This window comes from Pseudomonas parakoreensis, from assembly GCF_021602155.1.
Lineage (GTDB): Bacteria > Pseudomonadota > Gammaproteobacteria > Pseudomonadales > Pseudomonadaceae > Aquipseudomonas > Aquipseudomonas parakoreensis.
Genome location: NZ_BQHY01000010.1, coordinates 163,229 through 179,749, shown reverse-complemented (window position 1 = coordinate 179,749; position 16,521 = coordinate 163,229). Strand labels below are relative to the sequence as shown.

Here is a 16,521-nt window from a genome sequence, read left to right as displayed (position 1 = left end):
CTCGGCTACAGTCAGTTGACTGAGTATTCAGAGGCTTGCGGTCTTCTGCCAGGCCATCCTGCTACTGCTGTGAACAGCACGAGGTGCAAAAGCATGAAAGGATTTCGACGGCTACTGGCCGCCAGCATGGTCACGTTTGGTGTGCTGACATCGGCGCAACCGGTGACGGCGGCGCAAACGCCCATCCATTTTGCCGACCTGAACTGGGAAAGCGGCAGCCTGATCACCGATGTTCTGCGGATCATCGTCGAGAAAGGTTATGGCTTGCCGACGGATACGTTGCCGGGCACCACCATCACCCTGGAAACGGCGCTGGCCAACAATGACATTCAGGTCATTGGCGAGGAGTGGGCCGGGCGCAGTCCGGTGTGGGTCAAGGCCGAGGCGGAGGGCAAGGTCGCCAGTCTCGGTGATACGGTCAAGGGTGCTACCGAAGGCTGGTGGGTGCCGGAGTACGTGATCAAGGGTGATCCGGCCAAGGGTATCAAGCCGCTGGCGCCAAATCTGCGCAGCGTCAGTGACCTGAAGCAATACAAGGACGTGTTCAAGGATCCGGAAAACCCGAGCAAGGGCCGTTTTCTCAACAGCCCGATCGGCTGGACCTCGGAAGTGGTGAACAAGCAGAAGCTGAGCGCTTATGGCCTGCAGGATGACTACACCAACTTCCGCAGTGGGTCGGGTGCGGCGCTGGATGCCGAGATCAGTTCTTCGATCCGCCGGGGCAAACCGGTGCTGTTCTATTACTGGTCGCCGACACCGTTGCTGGGCAAATTCAAACTGGTGCAGCTGGAAGAACCACCGTTTGATGCCGAAGCGTGGAAGACCCTGACCGATGCCGATAACCCCAATCCGAAACCGACGCGTTCGCTGGCCTCGAAACTGTCGATTGGCGTGTCTACGCCGTTCCAGAAACAGTATCCGCAGATCGCGGCATTCTTCAGCAAGGTGGATTTCCCGATCGAGCCATTGAACAAGGCGTTGGCCGAGATGAGCGAGAAGCACACTGCGCCGCGCCAGGCGGCAGAAGCGTTCATGAAGGCGCATCCGGAGGTGTGGCAGGGGTGGGTGCCGAAGGATGTGGCGGAGAAGGTCTCCGCCAGTTTGTAATCGCTCTCTGTAGGAGCTGCCGCAGGCTGCGATCTTTTGATCTTGATCTTAAAAAATCAAAGTCAAAAGATCGCAGCCTTGGGCAGCTCCTACAAGGGATCCGGTTAAGTTCAGAACCTGGTTTGCACCGCCAATTCAAAGGTGCGCGGCGTACCCAGATAGTAAGCCGGCGACACATGCGCAAACTCGGCATACACCTCATTGGTCAGGTTACGCACCCGGCCGGTAACGGTGGTGTGCGAGTCGACCTTATAGCTGAGGAAGCTGCCGAACAGTGTGTACGACGGCACGGTCATGGTGTTCGCCGTGTCCGCATACACCGACGCCACATACCGCGCATCGACCCCTCCTTGCCATTGCGGCGAAAAATCATAAGTCAGCCACAGATTGCCGACCCGATCCGGGACGTTGGTCGGTGTGTTGCCCTTGCGCGACACCACCACGCCGGAGGCGTTCTTTTCGGTGAAGTCATCGTACTGCGCATCGACCCAGGCGAAGTTGCCTTCGGCCAACAGCTTGTCGGTAATCCGCAGGGAACTGGCGATCTCGATGCCTTTCGAGGTTTGCTGACCGACCGGGATGCTGCTGGTTGGGTCCAGCGGATCAGTTACAGCGAAGTCTTTGCGTTCGATGGTGTACGCGGCAACCGTCGCCGAGCCACGGCCATTGAGGTAGTCGAACTTGCTGCCGATTTCCCACTGTTTACCGGTTGAAACATCGAAGTCCTGCGTGCCGTTCGGTTGTTCGGCGGCGGTGCTGTATTGCACGTAGACGTTGGCCGACGGGATGAACTGATAGGTCAGGCCAACGCGCCCGGTGACCGGCTCCCAGCTGCGTTTGAGGTGCTTGGGATTGGTGGCCGTCACCGTGCGATGGTTGGTCACGTCGAGGTCGATGTCGTCGTAGCGCAGGCCGGTGAGCAGCGCCAGTTTGTCGGTCAGGGCCAGACGGTTTTCCGCGAATAGCGCTTTGGTCGTGACTTCGTTGGTCTTGTCGCTGATCAGCGCCGGGTTGGTGCCGGGAATATCGTAGAAATGCCCCGGGCGGTAGTTGTTCGGATCGACGGTGCTCGCGCCTTTGATATTCAGCGGCGAGTTGGTGGTCTGGTTGACCTTGTACTCGAAACCACCGGACCACGTCGTGTCGAGACCGAAAAACCTGTTGTCGTGGCGCAGTTCGAATTGGTTGCCGTTCTGCTCACCCTGATGCCGCACCTGATAGGCAGTGGAACGGTTTACCGCGCTGTTGTCGGCGTTGTACTGATAGGTTTCGAGGTTGCGGTAGTCGCGCTGGCTGTCGAGGTGATACAGCGTGTTGCGCAGGGTGGTGCTGTCGTTGACCCGGTAGTCGATAATCGAGCGCACCCAGATCGTGCGCTGTTCGTAGCGCCCGTCCTCGACGTTGTAGTTGTTGAAGCGGTTGTGTTTGTCGATCTTCAACTCGCCGGCGTTGGGGTTGAGCACCGGCGTGCCCCAGTACGGGCTGTCTTCGTGTTCGTCCTGATATTCCAGGGCCAGGGTGTGCGACAGGTCCGGCGTAAGGTCGCTGAGCAACGAGAACGCCACGCTCCAGGCATCGCGTTCCTGGCGATCAATGTAGCCGTTGCTGGTGTTGTGGCTGACATCGAGGCGCGCATAGTGCTGCACGTCGGCGCTCGGTTCAGTCAGCGCATGGTTGAGGCCGAACGCGGTTTCGGTGGTGTCGTAGCTGCCGTAGCTGACGCGGCCTTCGACCGCTTGTTCTTCGCGGGTCGCCAGTTTGGTCACGTAGTTCAGCGAGCCGCCGACCGAGCCTGCGCCGTTGATCAGCGATGAAGGACCGCCCACCAGTTCGACTCGGTCATAGATCCATGAATCCACCGGTCGGGCGAGACCGCCGGAGACGTTGATGCCATTGAACATCTGGGTGATCTGGCTGCTGGTGAAACCACGGTAGGAGACGAATCCGCCAAAGCCAGGCGGCGCACTGGCATTGACCCCGGGCAGGGTGTTGGCGGCGTCCTGGAAGTTCTGCGCGCCGTGCCGTTCGATGTCGTTGCGGTTGGCGACGGCCACTGACGCAGGTGTGTCGCGCACGCTCAAGCCGAGACGCGAAGCCATGCCGCTGGATTGATCGAGGCTCAGGCCCGGTTCGCTGGTGGATTCGCCGTCGATGGTGATCGGCGCCAGATCCACAGTGGATTGCGCCCAGGCGTTAAGGGACAGGCAGCCGCACAGGCTGGCCAGCAGAGGAATGTGTTTCATCGATGAATCCTGAATGCTTGTCTGGGAATCAGCGCACAGGCGAACGCCGCGCGTTGGCGCAGTGGGCTGACAAATCAAAAAGGCAAAGACACTCAGGCGAGCGGCGGGGCGCGAGGGTTGGCCGAGGGCCAGGTGAAGCGGGCAGGGAGGTCGGCGCTGACGATGGGCGCCAGCGGCGGGCTGTGGAGCTCGGGCAGCACCGCGAGGGTCAGGCTGGAGTTGAATGCCGGGCCCATGCCGCCGCCGACCGAGCACAGCGGACAGCCGAACGCCTTGGACAGGGTCGGCAATGGTTCTTCGCTGGGATTGCTGCTCAGCGGCGCTTGGGTGGCCGGGTCGACCGTACAGAATTGCCCGCCGATGCCGTTGAGCTGCATCCCGACCATTTGCCCGTGACCGATGCTGCAGGCGAACACGTTGAACAGGACGCAGCAATAGAGCATCCAGGCCAGCAGTGAGCGATCGGAACGGGTGAATTTCATGGGGCGGCACTTTACCGTACCGCCGATCGGTCGTGCACTTCAAAAAATGCCGACTAGGATGTTTTGTTCAAATCCCCAGAAAGGATTCTCGACCATGACCTTTGTGTTGGCTCAATGGCTGGTGACGATATTTGCGGCAATCGCCCTGGTACACGTGTACTGGGCGCTGGGTGGGCAATGGGCGGCGGTGGCGGCGGTACCGCAAGTGCCGGTGCAAGGACTGGTGGCGACGGTGCGACCGGCATTCAAACCGTCTGGCTGGATCACCCTGTTGGTGGCGGCAGCCTTATTGGTGATCGCCGCGCTAGTGTGCATGCGGGTCGGCTGGGGCATGCCGCCGGTGCATCACAAGGCGCTGCAGTGGGTGATCAGTGCGATTGCGTTACTGATGTTTGCCCGGGCGATCGGCGATTCGCATCTGGTGGGTTTTTTCAAGGAAGTGAAGGGGTCGCGATTTGCGCGGCTGGATACCTGGGTGTATTCACCGCTGTGTCTGTTGCTGGGGGCGGGATTGTTGGCGGTGGCTTGGGTCTGACTCGGCTCATGTGTTGGCAGTACCGGCCTCTTCGCGGGCAAGCCCGCTCCCACAGGGTTTTGGATGGAATCCATTACTTGTGAACACCCACAATCACTGTGGGAGCGGGCTTGCCCGCGAAGAGGCCTGCCCCAGACACCGCCGAATTAACTACCACTCTCGGTCCTGCGACTGCTCACCTCAGCCGGCACATCATCCCCGGCCATGCGCTTGCGGAACAACGCCGCCCGCGCCAGCAGCAACGTGGTCACCGGCACCGTAATCGCCAGCAGGATCGGAATCAGCCAGGCATGCATCACCGGCCCGGACTTGAGTGCCGAAAAGCAGATGATAGACGCCAGCGCCACGCACCACGCGCCCAACGTCGAGGCCAGCGCCGGTGGATGCATGCGCTGGAAGTAATCCTTCATGCGCAGCAAGCCGGCTGCGCCAAGCAGCGCAAACACCCCGCTGAGCACCAGTAGAATCGCCACCGGAATCTCGACCCACAACGACAATTGCGCAGTCATTCGATCACCTCGCCACGCAGCAGGAATTTCGCCAGGGCAAATGAACCGACGAAGCCGAACAGCGCGATCAGCAGCGCTGCCTCGAAGTAAGTGTCACTGGAATAACGAATGCCCAGCGTCAGCATCATCAGCATGGCGACGATGTACAGATAATCCAGTGCCAGGACTCGATCCTGCGCCGACGGCCCCTTGAACAGGCGGATCAGGGTCAGGACCATCGCCAGCGAGAACAGGAACAGCGTCAGCAGAATCGCGTTCGACAGCAACGGGCTCATTCGAAAATCTCCATCAACGGCTGCTCGTAGGCAGTCTTGAAGTGGTGGATGAAGTGCGCCTCGTCATCCAGATCCCAGACGTGCAGCAGCAGAATGCTGCGATCCAGCGCCAGCTCCGACCACACGGTGCCCGGCACCACGGTGCAGATCATCGCCAGCGCGGCCAGACCGTTGGCGTCGCGCAGGTCCAGCGGCACTTTGACGAAGCGCGAGCGTGGCGGTCGGCGACCCGCGTTGAGCACGCCCCAGGCGACGATCAGGTTGGAGAGGATCACGTCACGACCGACCATCACGAACAGGCGCAAAATTGTCAGCGGGCGGCGAATGCGCACCTGTTTCGGGCGCAGCTTGCGCATCATCAATGGTGCGGCGAACCCGAGTATCGCGCCGAGCAGCAGGTTGCCCGGGCTGACGGAGAGGTTGAGTGTCAGCCACAAAACCCATAAAGCCAGTGACAGCAGCGGAGCCGGGAACACGCGCTTCATGGCTGCACCTCCAGCATCGCGGCTTTGGCTTCCGGACTTGGTACGGCGCGGGTGCCGAGCACGGCCATCACGTATTGCTGCGGGTTGTTCAGCGCGTCGGCGGTGGCCTGGGTATAGCGCAGCAGCGGTTCGGCCTTGAAGGTCAGGGCGATGCTCAGCCCCAGCAACAGGAAAACCGGCGCACATTCGAGTTTGCGCAGCAGCGGTGAAGGGCGCTCTTCCGGCGTCCAGAAGCGCTGGACACCCATGCGCGCGAACGCCATCAGAGAGGCCAGCCCGGAGAGGATCAGCAGCGCCAGCAACGCCCAGGACGCGTTGGAAATCGGCGCTTCATCGCCCAGCCCCAGTGGATTGAGCAGCGCACCGATCAGACTGAGTTTGCCGATGAACCCGGACAGCGGCGGCATGCCGATGATCAGCAGGGCGCAGGCAATGAAGCTCAGGCCGAGAAACGCCATGGTCCACGGAATGACCTGGCCGACCACGGCTTTCTGCTCGTCATCGAGGTTGATGCCCTTGGGCGGTTGCAGGGATTCCTGCGGACGCGGCAGCAGTTCGCTTTCATCCTCCAGCGGGATTTCGTTGGCCGAACGCGAACGCTCGATCAACTCCGCCAGCAGGAACAGCGCACTCAGGGCCAGGGTCGAGCTGACCAGATAGAACAGCGCCGCGCCGATCAGGTTCGGCTGGGCGAAACCCACCGCCGACAGCAGAATCCCCGCCGACACCAAAATGCTCAGGCTGGCCATGCGCTCCAGGCGTTGCGCAGCCAGAATCGCCAGCGCGGCGCAGGCGATGGTCGCCATGCCGCCGTAGATCAGCCAGTCGCCACCGAAGAACGCCGATGCCCCGGCCTGGCCGGAGAACAGCAGCGTCCACAGGCGCAGCAGGGTGTAGACGCCGACCTTGGTCATGATCGCGAACATCGCCGCGACCGGTGCGCTGGCCGAGGAGTAGGCCGGCACCAGCCAGAAGTTCAGTGGCCACATGCCGGCCTTGGCCAGGAATGCAACTGCAAGAATCCCCGCGCCGGCGTGCAGCAAGCCACGGTCGGCTTCCGGCACCAGCGGGATCTTCAGCGCCAGATCGGCCATGTTTAGGGTGCCGGTGACGCCGTAGATCAGCGCCGCGCCAATCAGGAACAGCGACGAGGCCAGGAGGTTGATCGAGATGTAATGCAGGCCCGACGATACCCGCGCCCGACCCGAGCCGTGCAGCAACAGGCCATAAGAGGCCGCTAGCAGCACTTCGAAGAACACGAACAGGTTGAACAGGTCGGCGGTGAGGAAGGCGCCGTACAGGCCCATCAGCTGAATCTGGAACAACGCGTGGAAGCTCGAGCCCGCGCCGTCCCAGCGCGCCATGGCGAACAGCAGGGCGCTGACGCCGATGATCCCGGTCAGCACCAGCATCAATGCCGACAGGCGATCGACCACCAGCACGATGCCGAACGGCGCCTGCCAGTTGCCCGGCAGGTACACGCCGATGGAGCCGGGCACCCCGGTGGTTTGCGTCCATTGCAGCAGCATCACCGAAATGAACAGGCCGACGAGGCTGGAGAACAGGTTGATTTTCGCCTTCAGCGGCCGGTGCTTCTCGCCGAGCATCAGCATGATGGCGGCGGTCAGCAGCGGCAGCAGGATCGGTGCGGCGATCAGGTGAGTCATCGCCATCATTCCTTGGGCTCCCGGCCGTCGACGTGGTCAGTGCCGGTCAGGCCCCGCGATGCCAGCAACACCACCAGGAACAGGGCGGTCATGGCAAAGCTGATGACGATTGCAGTCAGCACCAGCGCCTGCGGCAGCGGATCGGTGTAATGCAGCAAGTCCTGGGTCACGCCGTCCTTGATCACCGGCTCTTTACCGATGAACAGGCTGCCCATGCTGAAGATGAACAGGTTGACCGCGTAGGACAACAGGCACAGGCCCATGACCACCTGGAACGTCCGTGGCCGTAGCACCAGCCACACGCCGGATGCGGCGAGGACGCCGATGGCGATTGCGATGACTTCTTCCATCAGACGGCTCCTTTGCTGGCGACGGACTTGGGCAGCGACGCGGTTTTGTGACCACGCACCGATTGGTGGGCGAGAGCGGTGAGGATCAGCAGCGTCGAGCCCACGACCACGGCGTACACGCCGATGTCAAAGAACAGCGCGCTGGCAATATGGATGTCGCCCAGCAGCGGCAAGGCGAAATGCCAGGTGTGGGTGGTCAGGAACGGATAACCGACCGCCATCGCGCCGAGACCGGTGGCGGTGGCGAACAGCAGCCCGGTGCCCATCCAGCGCAGCGGTCGCAGGCTCATTTGCGCCTCGACCCACTGCGTCCCGGCGACCATGTATTGCAGGATGAACGCCACCGACATCACCAGCCCGGCAACGAAACCGCCGCCCGGCTGGTTGTGGCCGCGCATGAACAGATAGCACGACACCACCAGCGCAATCGGCAGCAACAGGCGCACCAGCACCGCCGGCACCATCATGAAGCCGAGCGCGGTATCGCTGGCGCTGCGCGGGTTGACCAGATCGGTGACCACGTCCGGCGCGAGCAGGCGTTGCTGGGCCGGTAGTTGCAGGCTTTCTTTCGGCGGGCGGAAACGCCGGAGCAGGGCGAACACGGTCAACGCCACGGCCACCAGCACGGTGATTTCACCCAGGGTATCGAAGCCACGGAAGTCCACCAGCATTACGTTGACCACGTTGCTGCCACCGCCCTCGGGCATGGCCCGGCTGAGGTAGAACGAGGAAATGTCGTTGGGCGTCTGCCGCGTCAGCATCGCGTAGGACAGCAGCGCCATGCCAGCGCCGACCGCAATCGACAACAGCAAGTCGCGCAGGCGCCGCACCCGGGCCTTGCGCAGGCTCGACGGCAGTGGCGAGACTTCTTCGATGCGTCGCGGCAACCAGCGCAGGCCGAGCAGGATCAGCACCGTGGTCACCACTTCCACCGCCAGTTGCGTCAGGGCCAGATCCGGCGCCGAGAACCAGACGAAGGTCACGCAGGTCATCAGCCCGCAGACGCTGACCATGGTCAGGGCGGCGAGACGGTGATACTTGGCTTGCCATGCGGCGCCGAGGGCGCAGGCAATCGCCAGCAGCCACAGGGTGACGAACACGATGGAGCCCGGAATCTTCGGCCGGTCGCCCCAGCTCAGCTGGCTGTGCAGCATCGGGATCAGGCCGGCGAGCACTGCCGCCAATACCATCAGGAACAGTTGCATCTGCAGGCGGCGGGTGCCGAGTCGACGTTCTACCCGGCGGGCCATGCGCATCATCAGCACCAGACTGCGCTCGAACAGCCGCTTGCCGTTGAAGCGACCTACCAGCGGCGGGTATTTGAAGCGGCCACGCTTGAGCTGATTGCGCAGCAGCAGATAAACCACGATGCCGCCGGACATGGCGATCAGGCTCATGATCATCGGCGCATTCAGACCGTGCCAGATGGCCAGGCTGTACTCGGGCAGCGTTCCACCCACTACCGGCAGTGCGGCGGCCGCGAGCAGCGGGCCAACCACTTGCGCCGGGAAAATCCCGACGATCAGGCAGGTGAACACCAGCAGCTCGACCGGCGCACGCATCCAGCGCGGTGGTTCGTGCGGGGTGTGCGGCAGGTCGGTGGCCGTCGGGCCGAAGAACACGTCGACGGTAAAGCGCAGCGAGTAGGCGACGCTGAAGGTACCGGCGATGGTCGCGACAATCGGCAACGCCGCTTCGACCCACGCGGTGGCGTTGATGAACACGGTTTCGGCGAAGAACATTTCTTTCGACAGGAAGCCGTTGAGCAGCGGTACGCCGGCCATCGACGCGCTGGCAACCATCGCCAGGGTCGCGGTGAACGGAATGAGTTTGATCAGGCCGCTGAGCTTGCGGATGTCTCGGGTGCCGCTCTCGTGGTCGATGATCCCGGCGGCCATGAACAGCGAGGCCTTGAAGGTCGCGTGGTTGAGGATGTGGAACACCGCCGCGACTGCCGCCAGCGGGCTGTTCAGGCCCAGCAGCAAGGTGATCAGGCCCAGATGGCTGATGGTCGAGTAGGCCAGCAGGCCCTTGAGATCGTTCTGGAACATCGCGCAATACGCGCCGAGCAACAGCGTACACGCGCCGGCGCCGCTGACGATGTAGAACCATTCTTCACTGCCGGACAGCGACGGCCACAGGCGTGCGAGCAGAAATACCCCGGCTTTGACCATGGTCGCCGAGTGCAGATAAGCCGAAACCGGAGTGGGCGCCGCCATGGCGTGCGGCAGCCAGAAGTGGAAAGGGAACTGAGCGCTTTTGCTGAGGGCGCCGATAAGGATGAGGGGAAGCAGGATGGGGTAGAGGGCATGTGCGCGAATCTGATCGCCGGCGGCCAGGACCTTGTCCAGGTCATAGCTGCCGACGACATGGCCGAGGATCATGACCCCCGCCAGCAGGCATAGTCCCCCGGCGCCGGTGACCATCAGCGCCATATAGGCGCCACGCCGGGCATCGGAGCGGTGGTGCCAGTAGCCGATCAGCAGGAACGAGAAGAGGCTGGTCAGCTCCCAGAAGAACACGATCTGGATCAGGTTGCCGGAAATCACCAGGCCGAGCATGGCGCCCATGAACGCCAGGAAGAAGGCGAAGAAGCGTGGCACCGGGTCGTCCGGCGACATGTAATAACGCGCATATAAAGAGACGAGGGCGCCGATGCCCAGCACCAGCAGCGAGAACAGCCAGGCGAAACCGTCCATACGCAGGACGAAGTTCAAACCGAGGCTGGGCAGCCACATGAATTCTTCACGGATCACGCCGCCGTGGGCGATTTGCGGGTACAACAGCGCGACCTGCACGGTGCCGATCAGAGCGACCAGACCTGCCAACAGGGATTCGGTATTACGCGCATTGTGTGGCAGCACCGCTGCCAGACAGCTGCCAATGAATGGCAGAAGCAGTAGAACTATCAGGGACATAGGCTTCTAATCTGCGGAAGTTTGTGAAGCATCATACGTGCCAGCTCCCTGATTACCAAACGCCAGGATGTCTCAGAATCCTACAAAGTAGTCTGAAAAAATTGGTTTGGCTTTGTTTCAGGGGCGAAAAGATCGCAGCCTGCGGCAGCTCCTACATTGGAATGCATGTCCCTGTAGGAGCTGCCGCAGGCTGCGATCTTTTGATCTTCGCGCTCAATTGCCGCTGTCATTCTCCAAGGCACCATCTACTTCGACGTCAACCTTACCCTTGGTCTTCAACTCACTGACAATCACCGCCGCGACAATCAACCCTGCACCCACCAAGGCAATCGCCGGCAAGCGCTCCCCGGCGATCCGCCCGACGATCCCGGCCCACACCGGCTCACCGGCATAGATCAACGTTGCCCGGGTCGGCGAAACGCTTTTCTGCGCCCAGTTCATCGCCACCTGAATTGCCGCACTCGCCGCGCCAAGTCCCAGTGCGGTCACCAGCAGCGTCCAGGAAAAATCCGGAAGTGCCTCACCGGTCGGCACCACCAGCAGAAACGACAGCGCCGAGGTCGCCGCCAGTTGCACCACGGTCACCCGGCGTACATCGACCTGACCGGCATAGGTGCTGATCAGAATGATCTCGGCGGCAATCGCGATGGCGCTGATCAGCGTGGCGATTTCGCCGGGGCTGAAATTCAGCGCAGCCCCGGACGGCCCGGACAGCAGCATCAACCCGGTAAACGCCAGCATGATGCCAATGCTCGGCATCAGCCCCGGCCGACGGCCCAGCACCAGCCATTGCAGCAATGGCACGAAGGGCACGTACAACGCGGTGATGAATGCCGACTGGCTGCTCGGGATCGTTTGCAGGCCAACGGTTTGCAGGCCGTAACCGAGCATGATCGCCACGCCGATGAAGGTCCCGGCCTTGAGTTCGAACAGGGTCAGGTTGCGCAAGTGGCGCCAGGAAAACAGCGCGACAATGGCGGCCGCAGCGGCAAAGCGCAGGCCGACGAAGAACATCGGGCCACTGACGGTCATGGCGTGTTGCACCAGCAGAAATGTACCGCCCCAGACCATGGTGATCAGCACCAGCACGCACTCGGCCTTGCTGAAGCGGGAGAAGCGAAGAGGGGTGGGGGAGCTGTTCACTGACGTCATGACCTTGCGCACTATAAAAGGCAGGACGCACAATGCGCCCAACGTTGCGCAGTATACTGCCCAACCCCACCGAGTGAGCAATATAGTGCACAAAGATTCCAGCCAACGGGCGTCCGTCCTGCAACACGTCAGCCACAATGTTCGGCGCCTGCGCCACGCTGCTGACATGAGCCAGACCGCGCTGGCCGAAAAGTCCGGCGTCAGTCGGCGCATGCTGGTGGCGATCGAGGCCGGGGAAAAGAATGTCAGCCTGACCACCCTCGACCGCGTCGCCGAAGCGCTCGATGTAGCCTTCAGCGACCTGATCCAGGCCCCAGACGCACGCGATACCAGTCGCATCAACGAAGTGGCGTGGGCTGGGGTGATTCCCGGGAGCAAAGCGGTGCTGCTGTCCAAGGCCATCGCCACCCGTGAAGTCGAACAATGGGAATGGTGTCTGCAACCGGGCGAGGTCTACCCGTCGCAACCGGACGCCGATGGCTGGAGTGAGCAGATCTATGTGTTCGAAGGTTGCCTGACGTTAACGGTGGGTGAAGTGACCAATACCATTGCGACTGGCGAGTTTTTCATGTTTGCCAGCAACCAGCCGCACGGCTATCGCAATGACGGGCCGGTGGCGGTGCGCTTTGTGCGCAATGTGGTGATTTGAATGAGTCAGCGTGCAGACATCCTGATCATCGGCGGTGGCCTCAGCGGCACGATGCTGGCCGTGCAATTGCTGCGACTGCCCGGCCAGCGGCGGATCCTGATCATCGAACCGCGCGCCGAACTCGGCCGTGGCGAAGCCTACAGCGCCGTCGAATTGGGCCACACGCTCAACGGCAATGCGGCGCGCATGAGTGTCGACCCGGACAACCCTGATGACTTGACCCAATGGCTGACTGCGCACATTGCCGCCGGCGGCTGGCCGGAGTCCGCCGAGCAGAACGTGCCGATCAGTGAACTGTTCCCGCCGCGCGGGCTGTTTGGCGTGTATGTGCAGCAGCGCCTGGCCGAGGCGCGAGTCGTTGGTGCGCGACACGGTTCGACCGTCGAGCACGTTCGCGCCGAAGTCGTCGATCTGCAAACCGATGCTGATTCGGTGCAACTGACCTTGAACGATGGGCAGCACCTGAACGGCGCCTTTGCTGTGCTCGCCACGGGCATGTTCCCCGCCGCGCGCACGCCGCAGAAGGATTCCAGCGGCCTGAATGCCGCTGCGCTTGATCCATGGGACGTCGCGGCCATGCGCCAGCTCGATCCGCAGTCAACCGTGCTGATCATCGGCTCCGGGCTGACCATGGTCGATGCGGTCGTCTCTCTGGAGCAGGCCGGGCATCGCGGGCCGATCGACGTGTTTTCCCGCCATGGACTGTTGCCCCATGTACGTCGGCAACCGCCGGCGTGGGTGGATTTCCTTGCGCAAGATCCGGGCATTCGCACGCCGCGACAGTTGCTGCACGAACTGCGCAGGCATTGCCTTGACGCCATTGCCCAAGGCATCGACTGGCAGGCGCCGCTGGACACCGTGCGAGCGCACATCGGCCGGCTGTGGAGTCAGGCGACTGACGTGCAGCGAAGACAATTCGTACGCCATGTGCGGCCATGGTGGCAGAGTCATCATCATCGTTCGCCACCGCTGAGTGCGGCGTTGGTTGAACGCTTGCACAACGAGGGACGGTTGCGGATTCAGGCAGCGTCGTTCAAGGGGCTTGAGCCGAGTACGCAGCAGGGTGTCAGCATTCGCATTCGGCCACGCGGTGAGTCTGAGACTCGCGTGGTACACGGCGCAGCGCTGATCAATTCCAGTGGCATCGAGTATGACTGGCGGCGCGTGGCGCGACCGTTGCCGCAGCAGTTGCTGGCGCGTGGGCTGGTGCGTCCGGGGCCGTTGGCGTTGGGGATTACGGCAGCGGTGGACGGCGCGGTGCTGGACGCCGAGGGGCAAGTCGCCAGCCGTTTGTTCGGCATGGGCCCACCGCTACGCGGAATGTGGTGGGAAAGCACGGCAGTGACGGATGTGGCGTTGCAGGCCAAGGCATTGGCGGCGCGATTGGCGGGATAAGGTGATGCTGGTCTTTCGCGAGCAAGCTCGCTCCCCCGGGGGACTCTGCCTGGAAAGATCTGTGCGCCACACAACAGATCCTGTGGGAGCGAGCTTGCTCGCGAAGACGCCGTGCCAGTCAACATCCATGTTGCCTGACACACCGCTTTCGCGGGCAGGTCCGCTGCCACATTGGGGCCGGAAGAGTTACGCCACCACGCGATAGCACGGCACATACGCCGCGCCGCCCGGCAGTTTCATCCGGTGCTGGGCGACGAAGGCTTTGAGCAGCGCATCGAGCGGTTGCATGATCGCTGCGTCGCCACGGATCTGGTACGGCCCGTGTTCCTCGATCAAGCGGATGCCCTTGTCCTTGACGTTGCCGGCAACGATCCCGGAGAACGCGCGGCGCAGGTTGGCGGCCAGTTCGTGGGGCGGCTGGTCGCGGTGCAGCTTGAGGTTGGCCATGTTCTCGTGGGTCGGATCGAATGGACGCTGGAAGCTTTCGTCGATCTTCAGCAGCCAGTTGAAGTGGAACGCGTCGTTGCGCTCGCGGCGGAACTGTTTCACCGCTTTGAGGCCGGCCGTCATCTGCCGGGCGACTTCGGCCGGGTCGTCGATGATGATCTCGTAGTGCTGTTTGGCCGCATCGCCCAGGGTGGCGGTGACGAAGGCATCGAGTTGTTCCAGGTACGGCGCGGCATGTTTCGGCCCGGTCAGAATCACCGGGAACGGCAGGCCCTGATTGTCCGGGTGCATCAGGATGCCCAGCAGGTACAGGAACTCTTCGGCGGTGCCGGCGCCGCCCGGGAAGATGATAATGCCGTGGCCGACACGCACGAACGCTTCCAGACGTTTTTCGATGTCCGGCAGGATCACCAGCTCATTGACGATCGGGTTCGGCGCTTCGGCGGCGATGATGCCCGGCTCGGTCAGGCCAAGGTAGCGCCCACCGTGGATGCGCTGTTTGGCGTGGGCGATGGTCGCGCCCTTCATCGGGCCTTTCATTACACCGGGGCCGCAACCGGTGCAGATGTCGAGGCTGCGCAGGCCCAGTTCGTGGCCGACTTTCTTGGTGTATTTGTATTCCTCGGTGTTGATCGAGTGACCGCCCCAGCACACGACGATTTTCGGCTCGACACCCGGGCGCAAGGTACGCGCGTTGCGCAGCAGGTGAAACACGTAGTCGCTGATGCCTTGTGAGGTGCTGAGGTCGATGCGTTGGCTGTCGAGTTCGTTTTCGGTGTAGACGATGTCACGCAGGGCGCTGAACAGCATCTCGCGGGTGCTGGCGATCATTTCGCCGTCGACGAACGCGTCGGCCGGGGCGTTCAGCAGTTCGAGGCGCACACCGCGATCCTGCTGGTGAATGCGGATTTCGAAGTCCTTGTAGGCTTCGAGGATGGTCTTGGCGTTGTCAACATGCGCGCCGGTGTTGAGGATGGCCAGGGCGCACTGGCGGAAGAGGGTGTAGGTGCTGCCGGATCCGGCTTCGCTCAGTTGCTGCACTTCACGTTGAGAAAGGGTTTCCAGGCTGCCTTTCGGGCTGACCGAGGCGTTGATTACGTGTCGTTGGGTCATGCAATGATCCTTAAAACGATGTCATTCCAATGGCAGGCAAATGGCATCCGAATAGTGTGTATCCATGAATGAAGATGGCACGATCTGCGCTGTACCGCCATGTCCCCGTTGGACGCTGAAAAGATGAAAAGGGCCCCCAGCATAGCTAAATCGTGCGCAGAGGCGATAATGCGCAACGAGTTTTTTCCGTTGCCCTTTTTATCGTTCAAGGAAGTCATGCCTGATGTTCGAGATCCAGCCGATGGACCCAGCAACGTTTCGCCAGCAGACCCGTCGCAGCACGCTGATCATTGCCGTGCTGTTCCTGGTGTTGGCGATGGCGCTTTCGACGGCGGCGGTGGCGCTGTTCGGTGAACCCGGCGGCGATAATCTGCGTTTCAATGTCGGCGGAGTGTTCGTCGCGTTTCTGTTGACGGCGGCGCTGATGCGCGGGCAGTTCTGGCAGCAGCCGTGGATGGCCCCGGCGGTCTATAGCTGGCGGCTCAAGCGCAGCCTGATGAGTGTGACCAACGTGATGCATCAGGTGACAGCGGCCGTTGAACAAAACGATCCGACGGCGATGAAGGTGCTGCGTTTCTATCATCTGGGTTTGACCCAGATGCACGAACTGGACGGTAACTCCAGCGATCACGCGCAGTTGCAGCGGGAGGTCGCAGCGCACCAGGAGCGGATGCAGGCGCTGGGTCTGGAGGTCGACCAGAAGCGCCTGGATCCGGCCTGGCTGCAAGCCTTGAAACCCGCCGCGCGTTAAAACGGGATGCGGCTGGCGCGGCGCAGTTTCCACGCACGGGCCAGACGCCCGTAGACCAGCAGGTTGATCACCAGCACCACGCTGCCCAGTGCCAACTGGATCTGTGGCGTCAGACCTGCGGGGTAGATGATCGGCCACACGTAGTGCTCGATGAAGCCGCCGGCGTATTCGGTCTGCCCGGCGGCGTGGCGCATCAGGTTTTCCCAGTAGGTCAGCGGACAGGTCAGGTGCAACACCTCGACTGCCACGCCCCACGCCGCCGCCGGCAGATGCAGCCACATCAGGCGTGGCCATTTGAGCACCAGCAGCCCGCCGAACAGCACGAACAGAATGAATGACAGATGGAACAGCACCAGCCCGTCGGCTGCGATTCGGTACAGCATGTCGTCTCCCTGACACGGTTGTGAAGGCCTCCATGGTACGCCGACAGCGGCGCCCGGGCG

Annotated in this window: 16 protein-coding genes; 5 read left to right on the top strand and 11 right to left on the bottom strand. The window is 62.3% G+C overall.

Annotated features, from left to right (window positions below):
* Positions 1 to 93: 93 nt before the first annotated feature.
* Positions 94 to 1,107 carry an ABC transporter substrate-binding protein gene (locus tag L6D63_RS17510; RefSeq protein WP_131670195.1) on the top strand — a complete coding sequence of 338 codons (1,014 nt, stop codon included), beginning with the start codon at positions 94 to 96 and terminating at the stop codon, positions 1,105 to 1,107.
* 110 nt (positions 1,108 to 1,217) lie between these two features.
* Here the strand turns inward: L6D63_RS17510 and L6D63_RS17505 are convergent, their stop codons facing one another.
* Together L6D63_RS17505 and L6D63_RS17500 are read right to left on the bottom strand one after the other, a co-directional pair.
* Entirely contained in the window at positions 1,218 to 3,350 is a 2,133-nt protein-coding gene (locus L6D63_RS17505) for a TonB-dependent receptor (RefSeq protein ID WP_131670196.1), read from the bottom strand.
* A 92-nt stretch (positions 3,351 to 3,442) separates the two neighbouring features.
* Positions 3,443 to 3,832, bottom strand: a complete 390-nt coding sequence (locus L6D63_RS17500) for a DUF2946 domain-containing protein (protein WP_131670197.1) — start codon at positions 3,830 to 3,832, stop codon at positions 3,443 to 3,445.
* Positions 3,833 to 3,926: 94 nt separating this feature from the next.
* Here L6D63_RS17500 and L6D63_RS17495 point away from each other — a divergent pair, with 94 nt between their 5' ends.
* Positions 3,927 to 4,367 (top strand): DUF3995 domain-containing protein, encoded by a 441-nt coding sequence (locus tag L6D63_RS17495; protein ID WP_047294968.1) that lies wholly within the window; start codon positions 3,927 to 3,929, stop codon positions 4,365 to 4,367.
* Positions 4,368 to 4,513: 146 nt separating this feature from the next.
* Here L6D63_RS17495 and L6D63_RS17490 read toward each other — a convergent pair whose 3' ends face one another.
* From L6D63_RS17490 to L6D63_RS17460, 7 genes are all read right to left on the bottom strand, one after another.
* Positions 4,514 to 4,876: a Na+/H+ antiporter subunit G gene (locus L6D63_RS17490; RefSeq protein ID WP_047294967.1), complete on the bottom strand. Its 363-nt coding sequence runs from the start codon at positions 4,874 to 4,876 to the stop codon at positions 4,514 to 4,516.
* Entirely contained in the window at positions 4,873 to 5,151 is a 279-nt protein-coding gene (locus tag L6D63_RS17485) for a K+/H+ antiporter subunit F (RefSeq protein ID WP_003225959.1), read from the bottom strand. Before L6D63_RS17485 ends, L6D63_RS17490 begins: the two co-directional genes overlap by 4 nt.
* Complete coding sequence (locus L6D63_RS17480; protein ID WP_047294965.1) at positions 5,148 to 5,636, bottom strand: Na+/H+ antiporter subunit E; 489 nt, start codon at positions 5,634 to 5,636, stop codon at positions 5,148 to 5,150. The genes L6D63_RS17485 and L6D63_RS17480 overlap by 4 nt, the downstream gene beginning before the upstream one ends.
* Positions 5,633 to 7,312 (bottom strand): monovalent cation/H+ antiporter subunit D, encoded by a 1,680-nt coding sequence (locus tag L6D63_RS17475; protein ID WP_131670198.1) that lies wholly within the window; start codon positions 7,310 to 7,312, stop codon positions 5,633 to 5,635. The genes L6D63_RS17480 and L6D63_RS17475 overlap by 4 nt, the downstream gene beginning before the upstream one ends.
* Positions 7,309 to 7,653 carry a Na+/H+ antiporter subunit C gene (locus tag L6D63_RS17470; protein WP_003225953.1) on the bottom strand — a complete coding sequence of 115 codons (345 nt, stop codon included), beginning with the start codon at positions 7,651 to 7,653 and terminating at the stop codon, positions 7,309 to 7,311. The genes L6D63_RS17475 and L6D63_RS17470 overlap by 4 nt, the downstream gene beginning before the upstream one ends.
* Positions 7,653 to 10,571 (bottom strand): monovalent cation/H+ antiporter subunit A, encoded by a 2,919-nt coding sequence (locus L6D63_RS17465; protein ID WP_047294961.1) that lies wholly within the window; start codon positions 10,569 to 10,571, stop codon positions 7,653 to 7,655. Before L6D63_RS17465 ends, L6D63_RS17470 begins: the two co-directional genes overlap by 1 nt.
* A gap of 213 nt (positions 10,572 to 10,784) precedes the next feature.
* Positions 10,785 to 11,723 carry a DMT family transporter gene (locus L6D63_RS17460; protein WP_047294959.1) on the bottom strand — a complete coding sequence of 313 codons (939 nt, stop codon included), beginning with the start codon at positions 11,721 to 11,723 and terminating at the stop codon, positions 10,785 to 10,787.
* A gap of 85 nt (positions 11,724 to 11,808) precedes the next feature.
* On the opposite strand from L6D63_RS17460, the gene L6D63_RS17455 reads away from it, so the two are divergent.
* Entirely contained in the window at positions 11,809 to 12,372 is a 564-nt protein-coding gene (locus L6D63_RS17455) for a helix-turn-helix domain-containing protein (RefSeq protein ID WP_047294957.1), read from the top strand.
* The gene (locus L6D63_RS17450; protein WP_131670199.1) at positions 12,373 to 13,767 is read left to right on the top strand and encodes an FAD/NAD(P)-binding protein; all 1,395 of its coding nucleotides are present in this window, start codon (positions 12,373 to 12,375) and stop codon (positions 13,765 to 13,767) included.
* A 186-nt stretch (positions 13,768 to 13,953) separates the two neighbouring features.
* On the opposite strand, the gene ppnN is transcribed toward L6D63_RS17450, so the two are convergent.
* On the bottom strand, positions 13,954 to 15,327 hold the full coding sequence (gene ppnN / locus L6D63_RS17440; protein ID WP_041062856.1) for a nucleotide 5'-monophosphate nucleosidase PpnN: 1,374 nt from the start codon (positions 15,325 to 15,327) through the stop codon (positions 13,954 to 13,956).
* Positions 15,328 to 15,550: 223 nt separating this feature from the next.
* Between ppnN and L6D63_RS17435 the strand changes: the two genes are divergently transcribed.
* Positions 15,551 to 16,078: a DUF3087 domain-containing protein gene (locus L6D63_RS17435; protein ID WP_047294951.1), complete on the top strand. Its 528-nt coding sequence runs from the start codon at positions 15,551 to 15,553 to the stop codon at positions 16,076 to 16,078.
* Here L6D63_RS17435 and L6D63_RS17430 read toward each other — a convergent pair.
* The gene (locus L6D63_RS17430; protein ID WP_095666869.1) at positions 16,075 to 16,461 is read right to left on the bottom strand and encodes a DUF2784 domain-containing protein; all 387 of its coding nucleotides are present in this window, start codon (positions 16,459 to 16,461) and stop codon (positions 16,075 to 16,077) included. The genes L6D63_RS17435 and L6D63_RS17430 overlap by 4 nt on opposite strands.
* Between the last annotated feature and the right edge of the window lie 60 nt (positions 16,462 to 16,521).

Excerpts from the sequence above, each read along its gene's own strand:
- L6D63_RS17495 (WP_047294968.1), top strand. The coding sequence starts at position 3,927 with ATGACCTTTGTGTTGGCTCAATGGCTGGTGACGATATTTGCGGCAATC.
- L6D63_RS17475 (WP_131670198.1), bottom strand. The coding sequence starts at position 7,312 with ATGATGGCGATGACTCACCTGATCGCCGCACCGATCCTGCTGCCGCTG.
- L6D63_RS17460 (WP_047294959.1), bottom strand. The coding sequence starts at position 11,723 with ATGACGTCAGTGAACAGCTCCCCCACCCCTCTTCGCTTCTCCCGCTTC.
- L6D63_RS17505 (WP_131670196.1), bottom strand. The coding sequence starts at position 3,350 with ATGAAACACATTCCTCTGCTGGCCAGCCTGTGCGGCTGCCTGTCCCTT.
- L6D63_RS17430 (WP_095666869.1), bottom strand. The coding sequence starts at position 16,461 with ATGCTGTACCGAATCGCAGCCGACGGGCTGGTGCTGTTCCATCTGTCA.
- L6D63_RS17465 (WP_047294961.1), bottom strand. The coding sequence starts at position 10,571 with ATGTCCCTGATAGTTCTACTGCTTCTGCCATTCATTGGCAGCTGTCTG.
- L6D63_RS17435 (WP_047294951.1), top strand. The coding sequence starts at position 15,551 with ATGTTCGAGATCCAGCCGATGGACCCAGCAACGTTTCGCCAGCAGACC.
- L6D63_RS17480 (WP_047294965.1), bottom strand. The coding sequence starts at position 5,636 with ATGAAGCGCGTGTTCCCGGCTCCGCTGCTGTCACTGGCTTTATGGGTT.
- L6D63_RS17510 (WP_131670195.1), top strand. The coding sequence starts at position 94 with ATGAAAGGATTTCGACGGCTACTGGCCGCCAGCATGGTCACGTTTGGT.
- L6D63_RS17500 (WP_131670197.1), bottom strand. The coding sequence starts at position 3,832 with ATGAAATTCACCCGTTCCGATCGCTCACTGCTGGCCTGGATGCTCTAT.
- L6D63_RS17470 (WP_003225953.1), bottom strand. The coding sequence starts at position 7,653 with ATGGAAGAAGTCATCGCAATCGCCATCGGCGTCCTCGCCGCATCCGGC.
- L6D63_RS17450 (WP_131670199.1), top strand. The coding sequence starts at position 12,373 with ATGAGTCAGCGTGCAGACATCCTGATCATCGGCGGTGGCCTCAGCGGC.
- L6D63_RS17490 (WP_047294967.1), bottom strand. The coding sequence starts at position 4,876 with ATGACTGCGCAATTGTCGTTGTGGGTCGAGATTCCGGTGGCGATTCTA.
- ppnN (WP_041062856.1), bottom strand. The coding sequence starts at position 15,327 with ATGACCCAACGACACGTAATCAACGCCTCGGTCAGCCCGAAAGGCAGC.
- L6D63_RS17485 (WP_003225959.1), bottom strand. The coding sequence starts at position 5,151 with ATGAGCCCGTTGCTGTCGAACGCGATTCTGCTGACGCTGTTCCTGTTC.